Below are 24038 nucleotides of genomic sequence, written 5' to 3'. Positions count from 1 at the left end.
CGCCGAAGAACACGGAATTCCTGCAGTGCGAACCGTCAGGGCCGGCCGTCCGAGCGATCGGGCGGCCGGCTCCGCCCTTTCACACCGCGTCGAGCGCCCGCTCAAGATCGGCGAGCAGATCGTCGAGATCCTCAATCCCGACCGAAAGCCGCACCAGCGTATCCGAGATTCCAAGCGCCGCACGGTTCTCCGCCGGCACCGAGGCGTGGGTCATGATCGCCGGATGCTCGATCAGGCTCTCGACCCCGCCCAGGCTCTCGGCAAGCGCGAACAGCTCGGTCGCCTCCAGGAAGCGCCGGCTCTCCTCAAGCCCGCCCTTGATGTAGGCGGTGACGATGCCGCCGAAACCGCCGGTCATCTGGCGCGCGGCGAGCTCGTGCTGCGGGTGGGAGGCGAGGCCGGGATAGATCACACGCTCGATCTTCGGATGCGCGTCGAGATACTCCGCGACCGCCTGCGCCGACGTGCAGTGCTGGCGCATCCTGACCGCCAAGGTCTTCAGGCCGCGCAACGCGAGAAAACTGTCGAACGGCCCGAGGATCGAGCCGACCGCATTCTGCAGATAGCCGAGGCGCTGGGCGAAGGCGTTCTCTTCGCGCACCGCGACGACGCCGCCGACCATGTCGGAATGGCCGTTGAGATACTTCGTCGCCGAGTGGACGACGACGTCGATCCCAAGCTCCAGCGGCCGTTGCACGATAGGCGAGGCGAAGGTGTTGTCGCACACCGTGACGAGGCCGTGCTTTTTTGCGATCGCCGCGACAGCCTCCAGATCGACCAACTTCAAGGTCGGGTTGGTCGGCGTCTCGACCCAGATCATCTTGGTCTCGGGCGTGATCGCGGCTTCCAGCTTCGCCGGGTCGCTCAGATCGACGAAGCTGAAGGAGAGGCCGGCAGAGCGCTTGCGCACGTCGTGGAACAGCCGGTAGCTGCCGCCGTAGAGATCGTCCATCGCGATTACGTGGTCGCCGCTGTCCAGGCACTCCAGGATCGTGCCCATGGCGGCCAGGCCGCTGGCGAAGGCCCAGCCCTTCACGCCGCCTTCGAGATCGGCGACGCAAGCCTCCAGCGCCATGCGCGTCGGGTTCTGGCTGCGCGAATACTCATAGCCCTTATGTTCGCCCGGGCTGTCCTGGACGTAGGTGGAGGTGGCGTAGATCGGCGTCATGATCGCGCCCGTCGTCGGATCCGGGTTCTGGCCCGCGTGGATGCCGCGGGTGGAGAGGCCGTGGGGTTTGTTGCGGGGGGGTGTGTTGCGGGCGTCGCCGTCCATTGTGCTCAGGTCCTCTTACCGACTCGCTCAGCGCCCGCGCCGGCGCAGATGATTGATGAAGTCGACCTTGGTGATCAGGCCGAACAGCCGATCGCCGTCCATGACGATCGCCACCTTGTCGCTGCGGAACAGCGGCAGCAAATCGTCCAGGCCGTCGCCCGAGGAGACGACTTCCAGATTTTCCACCATGTGGTCGGTGACGGCGGCCTGGAAGGCGTCCGGGTTTTCGTGCGCGGCCAGCAGGACGTCGCTTTCGTCGACCAGGCCGACCAACTTGCCGCCCTCCTCCGTCACCGGGATCTGGCTGACGTCGAACATCCGCATGCGGCCGTAGGCGGTGGCCAGCGTCTCGCTGGTCTTGCAGGTGACGAGCTGCCCGCGATCGGCGCGGCGGACCACCAGATCACGCAGATCGCCGTGGCTCTCCAGCTCCATCAGGCCGTTGTCGACCATCCAGGCGTCATTATAGACCTTGGAGAGATATTTGTTGCCGGTGTCGCAGACGAAGGAGACGACGCGCTTCGGCTCGGTCTGACGCCGGCACCAGGCGAGCGCGCCGGCCAACAGCGTGCCGGTGGAGCTGCCGCCCAGCAGCCCTTCCTTCAGCACCAGCTCCCGCGCCGCGTGGAAAGCTTCCTTGTCGGAGACGTAGACGGCGTCGGCGATCAGCGACAGGTCGCAGTTGGGCGGAATGAAATCCTCTCCGATCCCCTCGACCAGCCAGGAGCCGACCTCCTCCGGGACCTCGCCCGTCTGCGAGGCCTCGCCGACGACGGAGCCTTCGGGGTCGGCCAGGACCATGCGGACATGGGGGGCCACCTCGCCGAAATAGCGTCCGAGACCGGAGATCGTCCCGCCGGAGCCGACGCCGCAGACGACGGCGTCGAGGTCGTGATCCATCTGCGCCCAGATCTCCGGGCCGGTGGTCTTCACATGCGCTTCCGGATTGGCGGGGTTGGAGAACTGGTCGACCCAGATAGAGTTCGGCGTCTCCTTCTGAATCCGCTCCGCCATGTCCTGGTAATATTCCGGATGGCCCTTGCCGACGTCGGAGCGGGTCATGGTGACGTCCGCGCCCAAGGCCTTCAGATGGAAGATCTTATCCTGGCTCATCTTGTCGGGGATGATGAGCTTCATCTTATAGCCCTTCTGCGCCGCCACCAGCGCCAGGCCGAGGCCCGTGTTGCCCGCCGTCGCCTCGATGATCGTCCCGCCGGGTTTGATGCGGCCCTCGCGTTCCGCCGCCTCGATCATGGAGAGCGCGATGCGGTCCTTGATCGAGCCGCCAGGGTTCTGGCTCTCCAGCTTCAGGAACAGCCGGCACGGGCCGGTATCGAGGCTCTTCACCTCCACCATCGGCGTATTGCCGATCATGGACAGGACGTCGGGATAAGGCGGTCGGAGATCGGGAGCGGTCATGGGCGGCGTCTTTCTACGACAGGGCAAGCGACGGACGCCCCCTGTTTAAGCCTTTCCGGGCTTTGCTGAAAGGGGGGCGCGGCTAGACCGGCGTCACCCGATAAGCGCAACGCCGCGCGCCCGCCAGGATATGCTCCGTTCGCTCGACCCGCACGGACGGTCCCAGCGCTCCGCGGAAGACCTCCAGCTCCATCGCGCACAGCCCGCTGCAGGCGGCGGCCGCATGACAGATGGGGCAATGGTTCTCGACCAGCAGCCAAGCGCCGTCGGCGGGGTCCCGAGCGATCTCGGCCATATAGCCTTCCTCGGCGCGGATCGCGGCCAGCTCCTGAAGCCGGCGCTTGAAGGTCTTGAAGCGCGCAAGGCGGCCCCTGTACTGGTCGATCTGCTGCGCGGCGCGCTCGGCCAGCAGCTTGTCCATCGCTTTATCGCCTAGCGCCCGGCGTAGGCTGGCGATCAGCCCGACGGCGAGATCGGCGTGACCGTCCTCAAAAAAGGCGTCGGCGCGCGGCGTGAGCGACCAGAGCTTCGCCGGCCGGCCGCGGGCGACCGGGGCGGGCGCGCTCTCAACCTCGCCGGCGTCGGCCATGGCGTAGAGATGCTGACGCACCGCCATGGCGGTAAGCCCCAGCGCCCCGGCGAGATCGTCCGCCCGCTGCGCGCCGCCGCGCTTGAGGAGCGCGCGGATACGCCGCCGCGTATGCGCCGGGCTGCGGGCGAGCGCCGGATCCTGCGGGCGCGGGTCGGGTTCGATCATGACTCTTTCCTAAAGAATTTTCTTGCATAAAGGAAGAGGTCGTGCGCATCGTTTTGTAAAGAAAAATCTTTGGAAAAGGATTGCGGCGGTGCGCATTCTCCTGATCGGCGGGACGGGTTTGATCGGCGGGGCGGTGCTGCGACGACTTGCGCCGGCGCATGAGGTGCTGGCGCTGAGCCGCCGCGCCGAGGGCGACGCAACGCTGGCCGCCGCCGGCGCGACGCCCGTGCGCGGGGCGCTCGCCGACGCGGCCGACTGGGCCGGCGACTTGCCGCCGCTTGACGCCTTGATCCAGTGCGCCGCCGACTTTTCCGCCGAGGACATGGGCGCGGCTGAAGCCCCGCTGATCGCGGCGATCGAAGCCGGCGCGCTTCCGCTGAAGCCTGGCGCGGCGGCGCTTTATACCGGCGGCGTCTGGCTCTATCCGGCTGGGGACGAGGTCGTATCGGACGAAGCGACAGGGTTCGAGCCGCTGCCCGCTTTCGCTTGGATGGTCGATCATTGGCGCCGCCTCCGGGCGTCGCCCGCCGTGCGCGGCGTGTGCGTCCATCCCGGCTTGGTCTTCGACGACGCCGGGCGCGGCGCGATAGACCCCCTGACGGCCGCCCTGACCGTCGGCGGGCCGGTTCCGGTCTGCGGCGACCCGGACGTGCGTTGGCCGATGGTTCACGCGGACGATCTGGCCGACCTTTACGCCCGGGCGCTGGAGGGCGGGCGGGCCGGAGAGTGTTTCAACGGCGTCGCCGCCAACGGGGTTCCGGTGCGCCGGATCGTCGAGGCGCTGGCCGCAGACCGCGGCCTGCCCGCGCCGACCCTGCGCCCTCTGACGCCAGAGGAGGCGCGCCGCCGCTTCGGGGCGAGCGCGGACGGCTTTGCGCGCAGTCAACGCGTCTCCGCCGGGCGGGCGCGCGAGCGCCTCGGATGGCGCGCCCGGCGGCCGGTTCCGGGGGCTTCGCCAACGACGGAAGATATGGGAGACTGCCGGGATGCAGGCGATTGACCACGACCGATTAACGCGATGGACCCCGGTCCTGTCCGTATCCGACTTGCCCGCGGGCGCCCGGCGGGTGGTGAAGACGGACTGCGGCAAGCAGATCGCGCTGTTCCGGCTGACGGACGGCGCCTTGCGCGCGTGCAACAATCGCTGTCCGCATGAAGGCTACCCCCTGGTCGAGGGCGATTTGGCGGAGGGCGGCGGCGCGGTCGGCGCCTGCCGCCTCACCTGCAACTGGCACAATTGGAAGTTCGATCTGGAGACCGGCGCCACGCTGATCGGCGGCGACGCCCTGCGCGTCTACCCGGCGCGCGAGCGGGAGGGCGAGATCGAACTCGACCTCGCCGATCCGCCGCCAGCGGCGGCGCAAGCCAAGGCGCTCGACGCGATGGTCGCCGGCTTCGATCGCCACGAATACGATCGCATCGCCCGCGAGATCGCGCGCCTGCAAAGGGCGGGCGGCGATCCGTTGGAGGCGCTGCGCCGCGCCGTCCGCGAGACCGCGGACAGGCTGGAGTTCGGCGCCACCCACGCGCTGCCGGCGAGCGCGGACTGGCTGCGTCTGGCGGCCGCGCAGGCGGCGGAGGCCCCCGATCGCCGGCTCGTCGCAGTGCTGGAGGGGGTGGGCCATTTCGCATGGGATTCTCAGCGCGCGCCGCGATATCCCTTCCCGGAGGGCGCCGCGGCCTGGGACGCCGGCGCCTTCGAAGCGGCGGTGGAGGCGGAGGACGAGGCGGCGGCCCTCGCCCGGGTGCGCGGCGCGCTCGACGCCGGGCTCGGCTGGGCGGAGTTGGAGCCGGCCTTCGCGCGCGCGGCGCTCGCCCATTACGCCGATTTCGGCCATGCCGCAATCTACACCTACAAGACCCGCGACCTGATCGGCGCGCTAAACCCGGATGGGGAGACGCTTGCCGCAATCCTGGCGATGCTGACGCGAAGCCTCGTCTTCGCAACGCGCGAAGACTTGATCCCCGAGTTCAAGGCCTACGCCCCTGCGCTCGCCGCGTGGTCCGGCGCCGGCGCCGCGCCGTCGGTCGAGGCCCTCAGCCGAAGCGCGGTGCGCCCGGTGATGGAGGCGATGGCGGCCGGGTCCGGCGATCCCTGGGCGCTCTACGATCGGGCGGCGGAGGCGGCGGCCCGTCAGATGCTGCATTTCGATCTCAGGCTGCAGGACGCCACCGACAATCCGGTGAGCCGAAACGTCGGATGGCTTGACGTCACCCACGCGCTCACCTTCGCCAACGCGGTGCGCAAGCTGGCCGAACGGACGCCGGAGATCCTGCCGGCGGGGTTGCTGCAGATCGGGTGCTTTCTCGGACGGAACAGCGGGTTCGTCGATTGGTCGCTGGACGCCGAGCCGTGGCGCGTCGACGACCCGGCGGCCTTCTATCGGACGACGCTTGACGGCCTATTCGACCATGGCGAAGCCGAATACATCGTCTCCGCCCACCTGCTGAAGACCACCGTCGCCCTGCAGGAGGAGTTTGACGAGAGGCGGGACGCCCCTTGGGCCGCGACAGCCGCCGCGGCGTTAAACCGGTTTCTGTCGAGCCCGCTCAAACGCAAACATGCGCTACGGGTCGCCCGCCAGTCCCAGGCCTTCGTCGCCTTGGAAGGTTGAACCCTCCGGGACCCGGGACTGCACGGCGATAAAATTCTGCAGCCGCCCTTCGGCGTCGAAGCTCGGCCGGATCGCCAGACGGTGGATGAACGCGGTTCCGTCCTTGTGATAATTCAGAATGTCGACGGTGATCGGCCGTCGCGCCTTCAACGCCTCGGAGATCAACCGAACGGTGTTTTGGTCGGTCTCGGCCCCCTGCAGAAAGCGCGCGTTGCGCCCGACGGCCTCAGCCGGGCTGTATCCGGTGTGATGTTCGAACTCTTTCGAGACGTAAATGATCGGATTGTCCGGCAGGTTCGGATCCGTGATCAAGGCCGACCGGACGAGTTCCTCATCCGTCGCCACGCGATGCGCATCCTCAAGCGTGTACATCCGAGACTCGGCCCCTTAAGCACCCATTTGGATTAAGACCATCGGATAATTTAGTAAAGAATTTCTTTCTCGCAACGGCTGTGACGAAAAAAACGGCGCAACCGCTTAGGTTGCGCCGTTTTCACTGTAGGCGCGGGTCGGGCGCCCCGACGGGGGGAATCGTCAGGACGCCCAAGCCCGCCTACCGGAAAAGACGGGGCAGGTTTAGGCGGCCTGCTGGTCCTTCTTCTCCTTCAGGTAGGCGAGCACCGTGTCCACGTCGCTGACCTCGAACGGGTCGCCCGGCTTCTCCGGCTCGACGAACATCTTCTCGATGGTCCCGTTGTCCACGACCATCGCATAGCGCCAGCTGCGCTTGCCGAAGCCGAGGTCGGCCTTGTCGACCAGCTGACCCATCTTGTCGGAGAACTCGCCGTTGCCGTCCGGGATCATCTTGATTTCGTCGTCGACGCCCTGCTCCTTAGCCCAGGCGTTCATGACGAAGCTGTCGTTGACGCTGAGGCAGTAGATGTCGTCGACGCCGTGCTTGCGAACTTCCGCGTTCTTCTCCAGGAAACCGGGCACGTGCGTGGACGAGCAGGTCGGGGTGAAAGCCCCGGGCAGCGCAAACAGAACAACGCGCTTGTTGTCGAACAGCTCGTCGCTCGTGACGGCCTTCCAACTGCCGTCCTCGCGGGTGCGGAACGTCACGCCGGGAATGCGATCGCCTTCTTTAAGCATGGATAACCTCCTCCATTTCACGGTGAACGTCAGGGACGCCTGCGGGCGCCCCTGTGAAATTTTCCGCCAGAGACCACGGTCTGCTCTCTGGAACGCTTCTAATGTGCGATCTGCGGCCGGGAAATCAAGAGCGATTTAGACTTATTAAAATGTTTTGGGCGCCTGCGGGACGCAATTTCCTTGCGCGGCGGTGCTGAGCGCGCGGGCGGCCGCCTTATCGGGCGCCTTGTCCGCCCCCCTCACCCGTCTCCGGGGATCGCCGCGCGGGCGAGCGCGTCCGCGCGCTCATTTTCCGCGTGGCCCGCGTGACCCTTGACCCAGCGCCAGTCGACGCGATGACGCTTGGCCGCCGCGTCGAGCCGCACCCAGAGGTCCGCGTTCTTCACCGGCTTCTTAGCCGCCGTCTTCCAGCCGTTCTTGCGCCAGCCGTGAATCCAGCCGGTGATGCCGTCGCGCAGATAGCTCGAGTCCGTGGTCAGCACCACGTCGCACGGGCGCTTCAAGGCCTCCAGCGCGGCGATGGCGGCCATCAACTCCATCCGGTTGTTGGTCGTCTCCGCCTCGCCGCCGGAAAGCTCTTTCTCGCTCCCGCGGTAGCGCATGACCGCGCCCCAGCCGCCCGGGCCGGGATTGCCGCTGCATGCGCCGTCCGTGAAAATCTCGACCTTTGCGGGAACGGCGGCGTCCTCGCCCATCGCGCGGCTCAATCCAGGCCGTAGGCGCCGGGTCCCTCGACCTGGCGGTGGAAGGCGAGATAGGCGGCGTACTCCATCGGATCCTTGGGTTTCACCAAGGCCCCGGCCGGACAATTCAGCCAATCGTAAAGCCGCGTCAGCAGGAAGCGCAGGCTCGCCCCGCGGCACAGCGTCGGCAGGGCTTCCAGTTCGGCCTGCGAGAGCGCGCGCTCCGCCCGGTAGGCCGAGAGCAGCTGGCGCGCCTTGGTGATGTTGAAGCTGCGGTCGCGCTCGAAGCACCACGCGTTGAGACAGACCGCCAGATCGTAAGCGAAATAGTCGTTGCAGGCGAAGTAGAAGTCGATCAGGCCCGAGAGCCGCTCGCCGATGAAAAAGACGTTGTCAGGGAAGAGATCCGCGTGAATCACGCCGGCCGGCAGATCTTCCGGCCAGGCGCGCTCGACCGCCGCGAGCTCGTCCTCGATCAGCGGCGCGAGGGTCTCGTCCACCTCGTGCGCGCGCGCGGCCGCCTGTTGATAGAGCGGCCGCCAGTCCGCCGGCCCCAGACCGTTCATCCGCCGGATCGGAAAATCGGCTCCGGCGGCGTGCAGCTGCGCCAGCGCGCCTCCCAGCTCGGCGCAATGGACCGGCCGGATCTTCTTGGTCCACAAGCCTTCCAGGAACGAGGTCACCGCCGCCGGCCGGCCGGCGAGACGCCGCAAGGCCTTGCCGTCGCGCCCGTGGATCGGCTGCGGGCACGGGATGTCGCGATCCGCGAGGTGATCCATCAGCCCCAGGAAGAACGGCAGGTCCTCCTCACGCACCCGTTTCTCGTAGAGCGTCAGAATGTAGCTGTCGACGGTGGTGCGGATCAGATAGTTGGAGTTCTCGACGCCTTCGGCGATGCCCTTGGCGGAGACCAGGTCGCCGATGTCGTACTCGCCGATGAAGGCCGACATCTCCTCGTCGGAAACTTCCGTATAGACCGCCATAGCTCTGATCGCCCCTGCGCCGCCCCCGATCGTCCCGTCTAGACGACGAGCGCGCGCGGCAATTTGAACTCGATGGTCTCGACGGCCGTGACTTCCTCTTCGACCGTCACGTCGAAGCGTGCGCGGCAGGCCTCGATCACCTCGTCGACCAGCACCTCGGGCGCCGACGCGCCGGCGCTCAGGCCCAAGGTCGCCACCCCGCGCAGGCGCGACCAGTCGATCTCGGCCGCCCGCTGGATCAGCAACGCATTGTCGACGCCTTCATCCTTGGCGACGTCGACCAGACGGTTGGAGTTGGACGAATTCGGCGCGCCCAACACAAGCACCGCGTCCGAGCGCCGCGCGACCGCGCGCATCGAGGCCTGCCGATTGGTGGTGGCGTAGCAGATATCCTCCTGCTTCGGCCCGGCGATGTCGGGGAACCGCCGCTTCAGGGCCGAAATCGAGGCTTCCGCCTCGTCGACCGACAGCGTCGTCTGCGTCGCGTAGGCGAGCGGCGCGCCCGGCGCGACCTCAAGCGTCTCGACGTCGGCCGGCTTCTCCACCAACAGGATGGACCCGGGCGGCAACTGGCCCATCGTGCCCTCGACCTCCGGATGCCCGGCATGGCCGACCAGCACGATGGTGCGTCCTTGGGCGTGATGACGTTCAACCTCGCGGTGGACCTTGCTGACCAGCGGGCAGGTTGCGTCGACGTAGATCATGTTGCGCTGACGCGCCTCGTCCGGAACGCTTTTCGGAACGCCGTGGGCGGAGAAGACGATCGGACGGTCCACTGGCGCGTCCTCGACCTCTTTGACGAACACCGCCCCCTTGGCCTCAAGGCTCTCGACCACGAAGCGGTTGTGCACGATCTCGTGGCGCACGTAGACGGGCGCGCCGAATTTCTCCAAGGCCTTCTCGACGATCAAAATCGCGCGGTCGACGCCCGCGCAGAAACCGCGCGGCCCCGCCAGCAGGATCGTCAGTTGCGGGCGCGCGCGCCGGTCGGGCGGCGCGTCGCCGGCGGCGGAATCGGAAACGGCGTCGGTCATGGCCGGCCTCGCGTCAGTCAAGCGGCGCGCCCGCCGTCAATCCGGCGCGCGTCGCTTGACATAGGTGACGCGAAGCGCGCCGTGCGTCAACCATAGCCGGCCCGCGCGCCGCGCTCAGCCGGGTCGCGCAGGCCGACCCGGTCGCTTGTTCGCGAACGCCGGCTGGGCTAGCATCCGCGCGGTTCCGTCAGGGCGCGCCCGCCCGGCCAGCGACAAAAAGGACGAGCCGCCGATGCCCACGCCCGAAATCCCCGCGCAGGAGCCTTATTCGATCCAGGTCGAAGAGGGGAAGAAGTACTTCTGGTGCGCCTGCGGCAAGTCCGCCAAACAGCCTTTCTGCGACGGGAGCCACGCCGGAACCGGCATGGCCCCGACCCTGTACACGGCCGACAAGTCGCGCACCGTTTTTTTCTGCGGCTGCAAGCAGACCGACAAGGCGCCGCTGTGCGACGGCAGCCACGCCAAGCTCTGAACATCGTCCGTCTCGTCAGTTAGAGAGCCAACATGCGTTCCACCCAAGCCGCCGCCCGTCGTTTCCCTTTCGCGCCGCCGTTCGGGGCGCTGTCGTTCGGGCCGCTGATGCTGGGGCCGCTGATGCTGGGAGCGCTGCTGCTCGTCGCCGGCTGCGCGGCGCAGCGCGACGTCGCTATCGACTGTCCGGAAATACGCATCCCGGCCGACACCGAGCGCCTGACCCGTTTCCGCGACGGCGCCGGGCGCGACATCACCGACGTGCGACTGCAGGCGGAAGTGACGTATCTGTCGGGAAGCTGCTCCGTCGAGGACGAGGAAATCACACTCAACTTCCCGATCTTGGTCGCCGGACAACGCGGGCCGGCCAACGAGGAGGGCGCCTCGGACGTGCGCCTGTTCGTCGCCGTGACGAACCGGGATCGTGAGGTGCTGTCGCGCCGGGAGTTGCCGTTGCGGCTCACCTTTCCCGGCAACAAGGTTCGCGTGAACGCCCGCGAGGAAATCAGCATCGAAATTCCCAAAACGGAAGACCAGCGCCCCCGGAATTTTCTGATTTTCCTAGGATTCGCTCTCGCGCCCGCGGAACTCGACTACAACCGAACGGAAGGCCGATTCTGAGCCTGCACGCCGGGCGCGCCGCGACTCTTTCCGGCGCGCCCCGACGATTCCGTGAAACTTTCGGGCGTTTTTTCTTGAGCCGTGCGCGGGCGCGGTCCTACAAGCGATTCCCTCGGCGGCCCGCATCGGACCGGGGCGCCGGACAGCCGCGTACGGACGCAGAAGGGTTCGCCGACCATGACCTTGCCGTTTGAGAAACACGAGTATCTGGAGCGCATCGATCGGGTGAAACGCGCGATGGAAAACGAGGGCGTGGACGTCCTGATCTCCGTCGATCCCGCCAACATGAACTACCTGACCGGCTATGACGGCTGGTCCTTCTACGTGCCTCAGGCGGTCGTCACCGCGCTCGCAGAGCCGGAGCCGATCTGGATCGGCCGCTCGATGGACGCCAATGGCGCGCGCGTCACCACCTTCCTCGGCGAAAGCTCGATCATCGGCTATCCGGACGAGTACATCCAGACCCGCGAACGCCACCCGATGGACTACATGGCCGACGTCCTGCGCCAGCGGGGGCTGCACAAGAAGCGCATCGGCGTCGAGATGGACGCCTACTATTACACCGCCGCCGCGCACGACGCTCTGACCCGCGGCCTGCCCGACGCCAGCTTCCATAACGGCCACTGGATCGTGCGCTGGGTTCGCAACATCAAGTCTGACACCGAAATCCAATACATGAAGCAGGCCGGCCGATTGATGGAGCTGGTCATGCAGGTGGGCGTCGCGCACATCTCGCAGGGCGTGCGCCAGTGCGATGCAGCGGCGGCGATCTATCAATCGCAGATCAGCGGCATGGGCGACTTCGGCGGCGATTACACGGCGATCTGCCCGATGTTGCCGACCGGGATCGGCACCTCGACGCCCCATCTGACCTGGACCGACGACACCTTCCGGGAGGGCGAGGCGACGATCCTCGAGCTCGCCGCGGCGCGCCATCATTATCACAGCCCGCTGGCCCGCACCGTCTTCATCGGGGACCCGCCGGACTACATAACCGACTGCGCGAAAGGCGCGGTGGAGGCGCTGGAGACGGTGCTGGATTTCATCAAACCCGGAGTCACATGCGAAGAGGTGGTCCAGACCTGGAAAGGCGTCGTCTCCAAATACGGCATCGAAAAGGACAGCCGCATGGGCTACTCCATCGGCTGCGCCTTCCCGCCGGATTGGGGCGAGCATACGCTGAGTCTGCGCACGGGCGACCGCACGGTGCTGCAACCGAACATGACCATCCACGTCATGCCCGGCATCTGGTACGACACCTGGGGCGTCGAAATCTCCGAGGCGATTCGGGTCACGGAGACCGGTTGCGAGTGCTTGGCGAACGTGCCCCGGGACCTTTTCGTCAAAGACTAAGGGGAGGCGGGTCGGCGCGCCCGACGCCGTCGACCCGCAAGTTGTTCGCAAAGGATTAACGAATTCCCCCGAAAGTATGCGTACTATGGTGGCGACACTTGTGAGGGGAACGTCGATCCGATGGCGGCTCAGCACGAAGACGATTTCGACGCCGCAGATACGCTGGCGGCGGAGAACCGCTCTCTGCGCGCGCGCCTGTCGCATACGGAATCGCTGTTCGAAGAGCTGATCGAGGCGGCCTACGACTGGCGGTGGGAGACGGACTCCGAGCATCGCTTCACCTATCTCTCCGCGAACCTCGAGACCGTCGCGGGGCTCGAGCCTGCGCGCTATATCGGCCGCTCGCGCCTTGAGATGCTAGACGAGCAGGTGGCCGCGGAGGTCGCCGCCCGTCATCGCGAGGATCTGGCGGCGCGCCGCCCGATCCGCGGCTTCACCTACCATCTGATCAACGCCGCCGGCGAAAGCCGCTGGTGCCGCATCATCGGTCTGCCGCGCTTTGACGAGACCGGCCGGTTCCTCGGCTATCGAGGGGTTGGGCAGGACGTCACCGCCGAACTCCGCGCCCGGGAGGCGGCCGATCACGCCCAGCGTCTGCTGGCGGCGGCGATCGACAGCCTGAGCGAGCCGTTCGCCCTGTTCGACCGCGACGATCGGCTGGTGCTGGCCAATCGCAGCTTCCAGCGGCTCTACGCCGATTTTCCGACGGCCTCGCAACCGGGCGCCACGTTCGAGCGCATTCTTCGCGAAGCGGTCGAAAGCGGTGTGGTGCTGCCCCATCGCGGCATGAGCAAACGAGAGTATATCGCCTGGCGGCTTGAGCGGCATCGCGCGCCCGACGGGCCGGTCGAGGTGCGGCGCGCGGACGGCGGCTGGTCGATGGCGATGGAGGAGCGGCTGCCTGACGGCGGCGGCGTGCTGATCCTCTACGACATCAACGAGCGCAAGCGCGCCGAGCAGATGATCCTGGAAGCCAAGAACCAGGCGGAGCAGGCCAACCAGGCGAAAAGCTTCTTCCTCGCCAGCATGAGTCACGAACTGCGCACGCCGTTGAACGCGATCATCGGCTTCTCGGAGATCATCGGTGAAGAGGTGTTCGGGCCTTTGGGCAACGAGCGCTACGAACATTATGTCGAGCATATCAACGCGAGCGGGCGCCATTTGCTGGAGATCATTCACGACCTGCTCGACCTGTCGCGGATCGAAACGGGCGCCTACGAGATCGCGACGGCGCCGGTCGATCTGCAGGCGCTGGTTCGGGAGTGCGCGACGCTCGCCGTCGGACGCGGCGCGAGCGACGAAGACGGCCCGATCGCCGTCGCCGTCGATGCGGCCGTGCACGAGATCGACTCGGATCGACGCGCGCTGCGCCAGATCCTGCTCAATCTCGTCAGCAACGCGGTCAAGTTCAGCGACGGCCCACAGACCGTGCGAATCGCAGCGCATCCCTCGTCGGACGGGGAACGCGTGGTCGTCAAGGTGGTCGACCGGGGCATCGGCATCGACCGGGCCGAACTCCCTCTGGTGACGGATCCCTTCACCCGGGCGCGCGATCCCCAGGTGCGAAAGCGCGAGGGGTCCGGCCTCGGTCTGGCCGTCAGCCGCATGCTCGCCGAGCGGCTGGGCGGCGACCTGCACATCGAGAGCGAACTCGGCCGCGGCACCACCGTCAGCGTCCATCTGCCGCGCACTCCGCCGGCGGCGCCGCGCGCATAAGGCGCGCCGGCCCCGGCCGGGGCGACCCGGGTCTCGCCAAATCGGGCGGAGAGGCGTAGGAACGAGAGCGCCGCTTCACGCGGTCTCACACAAGCGCCCCGGATCCGATGCCGCAGCCCCATGACGCCGCCGACCCCGCGGCCCCGACAGCCGCCGACAGCGCCCGCGACGCCCGCTTCGGGGTGCTGATGATGATGGCGAGCGTTCTGCTTTTTGCGGTGATGGACGCGACGGTGAAATGGCTGGGCGACCGTTATCCGACCAGTCACATCGTTTTCTTCCGCTGCGCGATCGCCTTGCCGGTCGTGATGATCTTCGTCTACCGCGCAGGCGGCCTCGCCAGCCTCAAGACCCGTCGGCTCAAGGTCCACATGGTGCGGGCGGCCGTGGGTCTCGGCGCCATGGCGTGCGCCTTCTGGGCTTTCAGCCAGATGCGGCTCGCGGACGCGATCGCGATACTGTTCGCCGCCCCCATCTTCATGACCGCATTGGCCGTGCCGCTCTTGAAGGAGCCGGTCGGCCCCAGACGATGGACGGCGGTCGGTCTCGGCTTCGTCGGCGTGCTTGTGATCGTCAATCCCGGCGGGGGCGTCTTTTCGGCCGGGGCTTGGGCGGCCCTGGCGGCGGCGGCGTTGATGGCCTTGGCGATGATCGTGATCCGCAAGCTTTCCGCCACCGAGCCGGCGTCCACGATCACCTTCTATTTCACCGTCACCGGCACGGCGGTCGGTCTGGTCTGGGTGCTGTTGGAGGGGTGGGAGGCGCCCGTGGGCGTCGATCTGTGGCTGATGATCGGCGTCGGCGTGTTCGGGGCCGTCGCGCAATACGCCATGACGCTGGCGTTCCGCCACGCGGAGGTCTCGCAGGTCGCGCCGTTGGAATACGGCGCTTTGATCTGGTCGAGCCTGATCGGCTACATCGTCTGGCAGGAGGTCCCGAGCGCCCGAACCTGGATCGGCGCCGCGATCATCGTCGGGGCCGGGCTCTACATGCTCTACCGCGAGCGTCGGGTCGCGCAACGCCGCCGCTTGCGCCTGCCGCGCCTGCGCGGACGCGCCTAGCGCCGGCTCAGCGCGCGCGCCGCCGGCGCGGGCGCAAGTCCGCCTCGCTCACTCGGCCGGCCGCGATGCGGCGCGCCTTGAGATCCTGCAACATCTCGTACTTGCGCTGATTGTCCGCGCGGGGCCAGTCTTGGATCTCGCGCGCGGTGCGCAGACACCCGAGGCATTGGCCGGTGCCCGGGTCGAGCGCGCACACCCCGATGCAGGGCGACGGAATGTCTGGCGGCAAGCGGCTCATCAGCGCACCTTTTTTGGAAACGGCTCCTTCGATCTAGAGCGGTTTGCAAGCCGCCGCAAGGGTCGGCGGCGCAGGCGCCGCGCAGCAATTTCTATATTCTTAGAAATACCGATTGACAAAACCGCAGATCGCCCGCACCGTAACGCCATGAGCGAAGAGCTGGAACGAACCGCAGCCTGTCTCGAAGCGTTGGGCAACCCAACGCGCCTTGCGATCTATCGCTTGCTGGTTCGCGCAGGCGACGCGGGCAAACCGGTGGGCCATATCCAAAAGGCGCTGGAGGTTCCCGCCTCCACCCTGTCTCATCACCTCAAGCATTTGGAACTGGTGGGGCTGGTGGCGCGTCGGCGGGAAGGAACGACGCACAACTGCGTCGCCTGTTATATGACGATGGATCATGTGCTGGGCTTCCTGACGCGGGAATGCTGCGCAGACGCGCCAGGCGCCGCGCCCCGCCGCGCCGCGCCCGCCCACAAAACCCCGGCCTGACGCCGCCCCTTCAGGAGCGCTAGACGATGAGCGATCGATCGACCCTCTCTCACCCCTCTAAGTTTGAAATTTCTAGAAATATAGGCTTTCGCGCCGCACGCGCCGTTACGCGCGACCGGGTCGTCATCGCGCTCGCGCTGATCGCCACGGCGGCGGCGTTGATCCAGCCGACGGCCCTCGGCCCGTTGCTCGGGGCGACGCTGCAAAGCCTGATTGACACCGCCCCGTTTATCGCCGCCTCCGTCTTGATCGCCGCGGGGGTGAAGGCCAGCGGCGCAGACCGGCTGATCGGCCGGGCCTTGGCCGGAAAGACGCACATCGCCGTCGTGACCGCGGCGCTGTTCGGGGCCCTGTCGCCCTTTTGCAGTTGCGGCGTGGTGCCTTTGATCGCCGCCCTGCTGGCCGCCGGCGTGCCGCTGGCGCCGGTGATGGCGTTCTGGCTCGCCTCGCCCGTCATCGATCCGGAAATGATGGTGCTGAGCTGGGGCGTTCTCGGCGCCGAGATCACCTTGGCGAAGACGCTCTCGGCCGTCGCGCTGGGCCTGCTGGGCGGGGCGACGGTGATGCTGGTCGACCGCGCCGGCGGCTTCGGCGATGTGCTGAAGGGAGCGGCGCTGGGCGGCTGCGCGACCGGTTGCGGCGTCAAAAGCGCGATCGACCCTGACGCCCGGCCCGTCTGGGCTTTCTGGCGCGAGGGGCCGCGGCGCCGGCTGTTCGCCCAGGAAGCCGCGCGCGCGGGCCTTTTCCTGGCCAAGTGGCTGACGCTGGCCTTCCTGTTGGAGGCGATCATGCTGCGCACCATCCCGATGGACCGTGTGGCGGCGGGTCTCGCCGATCTCGGCCTGTGGTCGATCCCGGCGGCGGCGGCCGTCGGCGTGCCGAGCTATCTGAACGGCTACGCCGCGATTCCGCTGGTGCGCGGGCTGATGGATGTGGGCCTGACGCCGGGCGCCGCGCTCAGCTTCATGGTGGCGGGCGGAATCACCTCCGTGCCGGCGGCGATCGCGGTGCACGCGCTGGTGCGCTGGCCGGTGTTCCTGACCTATCTGGCGGTCGCCGCGGTCGGCTCGGTCGGGGTCGGGCTGCTCTACGCCCTGTGGGGAACGGGCGCCGGGAGCCTGTGAGCGCTGCGAATCGGGGCGCCGCCGGAACCCAACCGCCTGTCCGGCGGGCGGCGGCGCCCTGAGAGGGAGGGCCGGTCCCGCCGCATTGATCCCGCGTCGATCCCGGACGCGAGAAGCCCCCGCGGTCGGACCGCCCTCCCGTCCTTCTTCCCGTCTTTCCGGCTAGTCCCGCAGCGCCCGCCACACCCGCTCCGGCGTCGCCGGCATGTCGAGGTGTTCGACGTCGAGGGCGTCGCACACCGCGTTGATCACCGCGGCCGGGACGCCGATGCACCCCACCTCGCCCGCGCCCTTCATGCCGAGCGGATTGGCCGCGGTCGGAATGTCGGCCGCATGCATCTCAAAGGCCGGCAGATCGTCGGCGCGCGGCAGGCAATAATCCATCAGGCTGGCGCTCAGCATCTGGCCGCTGTCGGGATCGTAGACCGTGCGCTCGCACAACGCCTGGCCGATCCCCTGGGCGAGGCCGCCGTGCAGTTGGCCCTCCGCGATCATCGGGTTGAGGCGCACGCCAAGATCATCGACGCAGACCAGCCGGTCGAGCGTCACGACGCCGGTTTCCGGGTCGAGATCGACCTCCGCGACATAGGCGCCGTGCGGGACCGTCTGGAATTCGCCCTCCGCGTCGGCGAGCCCGGCGCATTGACCCGCCTTCTCCTCCGGCAGCTGCGCGGCCAGTTGGGCCAGATCGATCGTGCGGTCGGTGCCCTTGATCGTGAAGCGGCCGGCGCCGTACTCCAGGTCGCCGGCCGCGGCCTCCAACGCCTCCGCCGCCAGCTCGCGCGCGGCGTCCAGCATCGACTCAGTCGCCCGCGCGATCGTCGTCGCCGCGATCGGCAGGCTGGAGGAGCCGCCGGTGCCGCCGCCCCGCGCGATCCGGGCGCTGTCGCCTTCGACCACCCGCACCCGCTCGATCCCGATCTCAAGGCGCCCGGCGACCAGCTGGGCGAAGGCGGTTTCGTGACCCTGACCCGACGCCTGGACGCCGGTCAGTACGGTGACGGTCCCGTCGGCCTCCAGGATGACCTCGCTGGTCTCCGCCGGATCGCCGCCGGTCAGGTGCAGATAGAGGCCGATCCCCCATCCGCGCATGAGGCCCCGCGCCTCGCTCTCGGCGCGCCGCGCGGCGAAGCCGGCGCGGTCGGAGACCTCCACCGCCTTCTCCATCACGGCGGGGAAGTCGGCGCTGTCGTAAGTGAAGCCGTTGGCGGCCTTGTAGGGATGCTCGTCGGCGGTCACCAGATTGCGGCGGCGGAACGAAACCGGATCTTCGCCGCGCCGTCGGGCGGCGGCCTCGACCAGACGCTCCACCAGATATTCGCTCTCCGGCTTGCCGGCGCCGCGATAGGCGTCGGTCGGGGCGGTGTTGGTGTAGACGCCCGTGGCGGTGAGATGCAGCGCCGGCACGCGGTAGCAATGGCCGAGCGTCTTGGCGAACCCTTTGGACAACACGCCGGGGCCGAGCGCGGAGGCGTAGGCCCCGATATTGCCCAGCGTCCGGCAGCGCAGGGCCAGGATCTTTCCCTGCGCGTCCAGCGCCAGCTCCGCGTCGCTGATCTGGTCTCGGCCGTGGGCGTCGGTCAGGAACGCCTCCGTCCGACCGGAGACCCAGCGCACCGGGCGTCCCAGATCGCGGGCCGCCGCCACGACCAGCGTCTGCTCCGGATAGTTCATCAACTTCATGCCGAAACTGCCGCCCACGTCCTGGGTCACGACCCGCAAACCGTCCTCCGGCAGGCCGAGCGTTCCGGCCACCGTACGGCGCACGAAATGCACGCCTTGGGTCTGCGTCGTCAGAACGGCGCCCCCGTCCGCCGGATCGACCCAGGCGAGCGCGGAGCGCGTCTCAATCGGCGTGATCACGACGCGGTTGTTGACGACGTCCGACAGGCTGACGACCTGGGCGGCCTGCTGAAAGGCGGCGTCCGTGGCGGCGCGGTCGCCGTCCTCCCAGACGTAGCCGATCTCCTCCGACGCCTTCGGATCGACGACGGGATCGAGATCGTCGATGTCGACGAAGACCGCCTCCGCGGCCTCCTGCGCCGCCGCCTCGCTCTCGGCGACGACGAAGGCCACCGGGTCGCCGACGAAGCGCACCGTCTCGCGCGCCAGCGGATAGCGCGGCGGCGCATGGAAGGGCGCGCCGTCGGCGCTTTCGATCCGGGTCAGGCAGGGCATCTCCTGCACGCCGAGCGCCGCCAATTCTTCGGCCGAATAGATCTTCACGACGCCGTCGACGGCGCGCGCCTCCTCCAGATCGAGCGCGCTTATCCGGCCGTGCGCGACCGGGCTGCGCACCACCACCGCCGCCAAGGCCGGGCCGAGCGCTCGGGGCGGGCGCACGTCCTCGACGAAGCGCCCGGCGCCGGTCAGCAGCCGGCGATCCTCCACCCGCGGGGCGGAACGGCCGATATAGACGTTGGTCGGGGCGGCGGGCGTGTCGGGCATTCGAACCTCTGGGGAAGCGCTGGAGACCTCTGCGAACGGCTGAGCGGGACGTCCTTTCCTTTAGCAAGCCGCGCGCGGGTCGGCAAACCGCCGCGCGGCGGGACGGCCCGCGGCCCGCCGCTTGCATGACGTCGCCAAGTAGTTGAACGAGCGTTCCAATAGCGCCATATCTGAGCTTCAACAGAAGGCGGAGAGACGCCATGCCGAGACCCAAAGCCTTCGATCCCGAGCGCGCGCTGGACCAGGCCATGCAAGCCTTCTGGGCGCAAGGTTACGAGGCTACGTCGATCGATGATCTGGTGCGCACCACCGGCGTGAATCGGGCGAGCCTTTACGGCGCCTTCGGCGACAAGCACGCGCTGTTCCTGAAGGCCTTGGAGCGCTACACCGGCGCCGGACTGTTCGCCGCCCTAGACTTGGACGACGAGACGATCTCGACGCGCGACATGCTGAGCCGTCTGTTCGACCGGTTGATCGCGCGCTGCCTGGACGGTCGCGGCGCAGGGTGCCTGATCACCAACACGATCTGCGAATTCGGGGCGCGGGACGAGGCTGTGCTTGCCGCCGCGCGCCGGGCGCTGGCGCGGATGGAGAATGCGCTGGACCTCGTCGTGCGACGCGGCCAGGCGCGCGGCGAAGTCGACGCCGACGCGAAGCCCCGTGAAGTCGCGCGTTTCCTGCTCAACGCCATGCAGGGGCTGCAGGTCATCGCCAAGGTCAATCCGGACGAACGCGCGCTGCGCCAGATCGCGACACGCACGCTGGCGACGGTGTAAGGCCGCGCGCCTCACGCAAGTGTGAACCGATCGCCTCGGCGGCGATATTGGAACGATTGGTAAAATACCCACATGCCTGCTGACCGCGTCGCCGATACTCGGCGGCGCACCCCATCAATTCGAAGGGAGGCTCGCATGAGCGCCGATTTCCCCATTCACGACGCCGAGAGCGCGCCGGCCGAGACCCAGGAGACGCTGAAGGCCGTCAATCAGAAGATGGGCTTCCTGCCCGCCATCCTGGGCGCGATGGCCGAAAGCCCGGCCGCGCTGGAGGGCTACGTCACCCTGCAGGGGATCTTCGACAAGACCGACTTTTCGCCGGCGGAGCGGCAGTTGATCCTGCTGTCCGTGTCCTATGAGAACGACTGCCACTTCTGCGTCGCGGCGCATTCTAAGGGGGCCAAGGGCGCCGGCCTGGACGCCGACGCTGTCGCCGCCGTGCGCGACGGTCGGCCGATCGACGACGACAAGCTGGAGGCGCTGCGCCGCTTCGCGCAGCAGGCGACCGTCGAGCGCGGCCGCCTCGACCGTCAGGCGGTCGCGGATTTCCTGGCCGCCGGCTACAGCGAACGCCAAGCGCTGGACGTGGTGCTGGGTGTCGCGGTCAAGACCCTCACCAACATGACCGACGCCGTCGTCGGCGACATCCCGCTCAACGACGAATTGGCGGCGGAGAAGTGGGATCCGGCCTCCAAGAAGGCGGCGTGACGCGTCAGCGTCCCGGCTTCTTCTCCAAGCGGCGAAAATCGGCGTCGGGGGCGCGCCCCTCGAAGTCGATGTGGACGAGGTTCGCCTGATGGCGCCGACGCCAGACCTGCAGGCCGCGGTCGGTGAAGCCGACGTCGAGCCGGCTGTAGTTCTGCAGGCTGGCGGCGTCGGCCAGCCCTTGGGCCGTCTCCTCCGCGCAGGTCGCGCAGACGACGGGGTGGGTGATGCTGTGGAAGAGATGCTGCATGGTCTCGGCCCTCCGCTTGGCGAAGGAAGCTAGGGTGGCGACCGGCGGCGGCATCCTTGAACGACCAAGCAGGGCGCCGGGGCGAGCCCGCCCCCTTTCCAATCCCTGATTGTCATCTGGGCCGGGGCGTTCCGCCGCCGACGCTCCCCTCCTCCTGCAGCCGCACCGCGACCGGCCCCTTCACATGCAGGTCGCGCTGCGGGAAGGGGAACTGCACGCCGGCCTCATGGTACTTGTCCCAGACGCGCAGCAGAACGGCGGAGCGGATGTTGCGCACCCCCTCCTGCGGGTCGGCGATCCAAAGGCGCAGCTCCAGATTGACCGAATTGTCGCCGAACTCGATCAACAGGCATTTCGGCGCCGGCTCGTCGATCACCCGCGGCTCCTCAGCCGCCGCCTCGACGGCGAGTTTCATGGCGAGGCGCACGTCGCTGTCGTAGCTCACCCCGATCGGCACCTTCAGGCGCACCTTGCTGTCGGTGTAGGACCAGTTCTCGACCCGCTGGGTGATGAACTCCTCGTTCGGGATCAGATGCTCGATCCCGTCACGGGTGATGACGGAGGCGTAGCGCGCCCCGAAGCTCTTCACCCAGCCGTAGGTGTCCTGCACCGCCACCACGTCGCCGGGTTTGATGGACTTGTCCATCAGCAGGATGATCCCGGAGACGAGGTTGGAGATCACCTTCTGCAGCCCGAAGCCGATGCCGACGCCGAGCGCGCCGGAGAACAGCGCAAAGGCCGTCAGATCCACCCCGATCGATTTCAAGCCGATGACGATGGCCAGCACGACCAGCGTCACCTTGGCGAGCTTGGCGAGGAGCACCTGGACCGAGGGCGTCAGCTCCGGCACCGCCTGAAAGCGCCGTTCCAGCACCCCGGAGAGCGCCGTCGCCGCCCACAGCAGCACGGCCAGGGACAGCACCCCCTTCACCACCATAAGGACGGAGACGCGCAGCTCCCCCACCTCGATCGCAGCCGCATCCATCACGGCGATCGTCGGACCCAGCAATTGCAGGATGTTGAGCGCGGCGATCAGCCAGATCACCGCGGCGGCCGTGCGCGCCAGCACGTGCGTGCGGATCAGGCTGGTCGCCAGGCGGATGGCGATCCAGGCGAAGGTGAGGCTCGCCGCCGTTCGCAGCAGCCAGCCGCCGCGGAAGAAATCGGCGGCCGTGCGCTCCACCACCCCGCTCGCCAGCCACAACAGGATCAGCAGCAAGGCCCAGGGGACGAGCCGCGGCGCCTCCTCCCCCAGCCGCTTGAGCGCGGGCGGGGTGCGCGGTCGATTGAACCAGCGCGCGACCCACGCCGCCGCGCCGGGCTTCAGGCGCCCGCCCCCGATCCGCGCCAGCCCGAAAAGCCCGACGATCATCCCGGCCTGGATCAGCACCGGCCAATTGACGACGCGCGTCTTCAGCCAGAACAAAGCGCCGGCGACGAGGCGGTCGAGGGTTTCAAGATCGGGCGGGAACTCCATGACGAGAGCTTAACGCGAGTCTCCGCCGATCGGGAATGGTCCCTGCGCGGATCGCGCGCCTTTAATCCTCAGGTCGGATAGGCGAAGACCAGAGCCCGCCCTTCCGCCGGGACGTCGCGCCGCTTGTAGCGCACCCGGTCGACCTGCATGCCGTTGGCGTGGAATAGGCTGATCGTGCCGCCCGCGTTCGGCAACCTCAGCGGCGAGAGGTCGCGCACCGCGATCGCCGCGCCGGGGTCGAGACGGCCCTCGAGCCGCCGCTCGCGGCGCATCCGATCGCGCAGGCGCCAGCCGTCGAGATCGACGATCTCATTGGTCAGGTTCAGGATCGACACCCACTCCCCGGCCGTCTCGTCGCCTTCGGGATCGATCATGGCGGCGGCGATGAAGACGTCCAACTCGTCGTCCAGAAAGCCGTGACGCGGGTCGCCGGTCTCCATCAGCTCATGCGGGCCGTCGGTTTCCAGGCGCTCGGGGAAATGGGTGATGCCCATGCTCCGTCGGCGCTCCTGTGTATCGGTGCTGAGCAGCGGGTTCGCGGCCGCGATCGCGTCGTCGAAGACGAGGCCGGTCAGCTCCTCAATCTCCGCAACGGTCACCTGATAGTTCTCGAAATCATAGAGCCGCCGGCCGCGCCGGTCCTTCAGCGCCGCCACGTCCTGAGTCAGCATGAAGGCGTGGACTTTCAGCGCGCCCGCCGCGTCGCAATAGCACATCACCTTGAAGAAGGCGGGCGGAACCTTGGCGATCGGCAAACCCGGCGGCTCAACCGTACGGTCGTAGGCGCCGGGGACCGGGCCGCTGAACACGGAAAGCCGGCCGTCCTTCGGCCCCTTGTGCTCCAACACCCAATCCTCCAGCGCGACCCATTCGTCGCGGTTGAAGTTCTCGTGCTGCAGAGCGGCGTTGGAATAGTAGTAGGTGTCGTCAGAGGCCCGTTTGGCGGCGCGCAGGCTGTCGCCCCAGGCGGCGGCCGCGCGCCGGGCCATATGGCCCTTGTCCCAGGGGTTGCGGTCGTAATAGGGATCGGTCAGTTGATGCGCCGCGCCGATCCTGGCGTCCGGCCGCCAGGAGCGGCTGTCGACCACATGCAGCGCGTTCTGGTCGATATTGAGCGCGGCGAAGACAGGCTCCCGGCGAGCCGCGTTCATCACCACCGTATAGTTGGCGTAGTGGGCGTAGACCCCCTGGTCCAGCGTCTCCCGGCGCAGAACGTCGCCGTCGAGCGCCGCCTGGAACCGCGGCATGGGCGCCCCGATCCCCAGGAACATCGCATCGAAACCTGTCATGGCGCACCTCCCCGTCATTGCACGGACAGAGTGTAGCATGAACCATGTTGCGGCTGTGCGATACGCGCGCCGCGGCGCGTCCGCCGGCGCCTTTTCCCAGGTCCGCACAAAAAGAAAGGGCGGCGCCCGCAAGCGCCGCCCTCCCCATCGTCGGATCGACGGGG

Annotated in this window: 24 protein-coding genes; 11 read left to right on the top strand and 13 right to left on the bottom strand. The window is 68.0% G+C overall.

Annotated features, from left to right (window positions below; translation table 11 throughout):
* Positions 1-79: 79 nt before the first annotated feature.
* The 3 genes from RIB45_RS04365 to RIB45_RS04355 all read right to left on the bottom strand — a co-directional run bounded on the left by RIB45_RS04365 (position 80) and on the right by RIB45_RS04355 (position 3449).
* On the bottom strand, positions 80-1273 hold the full coding sequence (locus RIB45_RS04365; protein ID WP_350049002.1) for a trans-sulfuration enzyme family protein: 1194 nt from the start codon (positions 1271-1273) through the stop codon (positions 80-82).
* Positions 1274-1300: 27 nt separating this feature from the next.
* Entirely contained in the window at positions 1301-2692 is a 1392-nt protein-coding gene (locus tag RIB45_RS04360; RefSeq protein ID WP_350049001.1) for a pyridoxal-phosphate dependent enzyme, read from the bottom strand.
* Between the two features lie 82 nt (positions 2693-2774).
* A complete protein-coding gene (locus tag RIB45_RS04355; RefSeq protein ID WP_350049000.1) occupies positions 2775-3449 on the bottom strand; it encodes a helix-turn-helix transcriptional regulator in 675 nt (224 codons plus the stop codon).
* An 88-nt stretch (positions 3450-3537) separates the two neighbouring features.
* On the opposite strand from RIB45_RS04355, the gene RIB45_RS04350 reads away from it, so the two are divergent.
* Positions 3538-4449 carry an NAD-dependent epimerase/dehydratase family protein gene (locus RIB45_RS04350; RefSeq protein ID WP_350048999.1) on the top strand — a complete coding sequence of 304 codons (912 nt, stop codon included), beginning with the start codon at positions 3538-3540 and terminating at the stop codon, positions 4447-4449.
* On the top strand, positions 4436-6064 hold the full coding sequence (locus tag RIB45_RS04345; RefSeq protein ID WP_350048998.1) for a Rieske (2Fe-2S) protein: 1629 nt from the start codon (positions 4436-4438) through the stop codon (positions 6062-6064). Before RIB45_RS04350 ends, RIB45_RS04345 begins: the two co-directional genes overlap by 14 nt.
* On the opposite strand, the gene RIB45_RS04340 is transcribed toward RIB45_RS04345, so the two are convergent.
* From RIB45_RS04340 to ispH, 5 genes are all read right to left on the bottom strand, one after another.
* On the bottom strand, positions 6017-6409 hold the full coding sequence (locus RIB45_RS04340) for a PAS domain-containing protein (RefSeq protein WP_350048997.1): 393 nt from the start codon (positions 6407-6409) through the stop codon (positions 6017-6019). The two genes, RIB45_RS04345 and RIB45_RS04340, sit on opposite strands and share 48 nt — an antisense overlap.
* Positions 6410-6640: 231 nt before the next feature.
* Positions 6641-7156 carry a peroxiredoxin gene (locus tag RIB45_RS04335; RefSeq protein ID WP_350048996.1) on the bottom strand — a complete coding sequence of 172 codons (516 nt, stop codon included), beginning with the start codon at positions 7154-7156 and terminating at the stop codon, positions 6641-6643.
* Between the two features lie 239 nt (positions 7157-7395).
* Complete coding sequence (gene rnhA, locus RIB45_RS04330; protein ID WP_502882547.1) at positions 7396-7863, bottom strand: ribonuclease HI; 468 nt, start codon at positions 7861-7863, stop codon at positions 7396-7398.
* Positions 7860-8822, bottom strand: a complete 963-nt coding sequence (locus tag RIB45_RS04325; RefSeq protein WP_350048994.1) for a homoserine kinase — start codon at positions 8820-8822, stop codon at positions 7860-7862. Before RIB45_RS04325 ends, rnhA begins: the two co-directional genes overlap by 4 nt.
* A gap of 38 nt (positions 8823-8860) precedes the next feature.
* Positions 8861-9856: a 4-hydroxy-3-methylbut-2-enyl diphosphate reductase gene (gene ispH / locus RIB45_RS04320; protein WP_350048993.1), complete on the bottom strand. Its 996-nt coding sequence runs from the start codon at positions 9854-9856 to the stop codon at positions 8861-8863.
* A 232-nt stretch (positions 9857-10088) separates the two neighbouring features.
* Between ispH and RIB45_RS04315 the strand changes: the two genes are divergently transcribed.
* The 5 genes from RIB45_RS04315 to RIB45_RS04295 all read left to right on the top strand — a co-directional run bounded on the left by RIB45_RS04315 (position 10089) and on the right by RIB45_RS04295 (position 15078).
* Positions 10089-10328 (top strand): CDGSH iron-sulfur domain-containing protein, encoded by a 240-nt coding sequence (locus RIB45_RS04315; protein ID WP_350048992.1) that lies wholly within the window; start codon positions 10089-10091, stop codon positions 10326-10328.
* A gap of 107 nt (positions 10329-10435) precedes the next feature.
* Positions 10436-10948 (top strand): hypothetical protein, encoded by a 513-nt coding sequence (locus RIB45_RS04310; RefSeq protein ID WP_350048991.1) that lies wholly within the window; start codon positions 10436-10438, stop codon positions 10946-10948.
* A gap of 177 nt (positions 10949-11125) precedes the next feature.
* Complete coding sequence (locus RIB45_RS04305; protein ID WP_350048990.1) at positions 11126-12301, top strand: M24 family metallopeptidase; 1176 nt, start codon at positions 11126-11128, stop codon at positions 12299-12301.
* A gap of 120 nt (positions 12302-12421) precedes the next feature.
* Positions 12422-14017 (top strand): sensor histidine kinase, encoded by a 1596-nt coding sequence (locus tag RIB45_RS04300; protein WP_350048989.1) that lies wholly within the window; start codon positions 12422-12424, stop codon positions 14015-14017.
* 107 nt (positions 14018-14124) lie between these two features.
* Positions 14125-15078, top strand: coding sequence for a DMT family transporter (locus tag RIB45_RS04295; RefSeq protein ID WP_350048988.1), 954 nt, complete (start codon positions 14125-14127; stop codon positions 15076-15078).
* 7 nt (positions 15079-15085) lie between these two features.
* Here RIB45_RS04295 and RIB45_RS04290 read toward each other — a convergent pair whose 3' ends face one another.
* Positions 15086-15316, bottom strand: coding sequence for a DUF1289 domain-containing protein (locus RIB45_RS04290; RefSeq protein ID WP_350048987.1), 231 nt, complete (start codon positions 15314-15316; stop codon positions 15086-15088).
* 147 nt (positions 15317-15463) lie between these two features.
* Here RIB45_RS04290 and RIB45_RS04285 point away from each other — a divergent pair, with 147 nt between their 5' ends.
* A complete protein-coding gene (locus RIB45_RS04285; protein ID WP_350048986.1) occupies positions 15464-15805 on the top strand; it encodes an ArsR/SmtB family transcription factor in 342 nt (113 codons plus the stop codon).
* A gap of 26 nt (positions 15806-15831) precedes the next feature.
* Entirely contained in the window at positions 15832-16929 is a 1098-nt protein-coding gene (locus tag RIB45_RS04280) for a permease (protein ID WP_350048985.1), read from the top strand.
* Positions 16930-17091: 162 nt separating this feature from the next.
* Here RIB45_RS04280 and RIB45_RS04275 read toward each other — a convergent pair whose 3' ends face one another.
* Positions 17092-19377, bottom strand: coding sequence for a xanthine dehydrogenase family protein molybdopterin-binding subunit (locus tag RIB45_RS04275; RefSeq protein WP_350048984.1), 2286 nt, complete (start codon positions 19375-19377; stop codon positions 17092-17094).
* Between the two features lie 200 nt (positions 19378-19577).
* On the opposite strand from RIB45_RS04275, the gene RIB45_RS04270 reads away from it, so the two are divergent.
* Both RIB45_RS04270 and RIB45_RS04265 read left to right on the top strand, forming a co-directional pair.
* Entirely contained in the window at positions 19578-20153 is a 576-nt protein-coding gene (locus RIB45_RS04270; RefSeq protein WP_350048983.1) for a TetR/AcrR family transcriptional regulator, read from the top strand.
* 135 nt (positions 20154-20288) lie between these two features.
* Positions 20289-20861 (top strand): carboxymuconolactone decarboxylase family protein, encoded by a 573-nt coding sequence (locus RIB45_RS04265; protein ID WP_350048982.1) that lies wholly within the window; start codon positions 20289-20291, stop codon positions 20859-20861.
* A 4-nt stretch (positions 20862-20865) separates the two neighbouring features.
* Here RIB45_RS04265 and RIB45_RS04260 read toward each other — a convergent pair whose 3' ends face one another.
* From RIB45_RS04260 to RIB45_RS04250, 3 genes are all read right to left on the bottom strand, one after another.
* Complete coding sequence (locus RIB45_RS04260) at positions 20866-21108, bottom strand: hypothetical protein (RefSeq protein ID WP_350048981.1); 243 nt, start codon at positions 21106-21108, stop codon at positions 20866-20868.
* 112 nt (positions 21109-21220) lie between these two features.
* On the bottom strand, positions 21221-22585 hold the full coding sequence (locus RIB45_RS04255; protein WP_350048980.1) for a mechanosensitive ion channel family protein: 1365 nt from the start codon (positions 22583-22585) through the stop codon (positions 21221-21223).
* Between the two features lie 68 nt (positions 22586-22653).
* Positions 22654-23874: a DNA/RNA non-specific endonuclease gene (locus RIB45_RS04250; protein WP_350048979.1), complete on the bottom strand. Its 1221-nt coding sequence runs from the start codon at positions 23872-23874 to the stop codon at positions 22654-22656.
* Positions 23875-24038 lie beyond the last annotated feature (164 nt).

This window comes from Marivibrio sp. (genome assembly GCF_040218065.1).
GTDB lineage: Bacteria > Pseudomonadota > Alphaproteobacteria > UBA8366 > Aestuariispiraceae > Marivibrio.
Note: the sequence above shows the minus strand (reverse complement) of the source record. Positions and strands in the feature narration are given on the sequence as shown.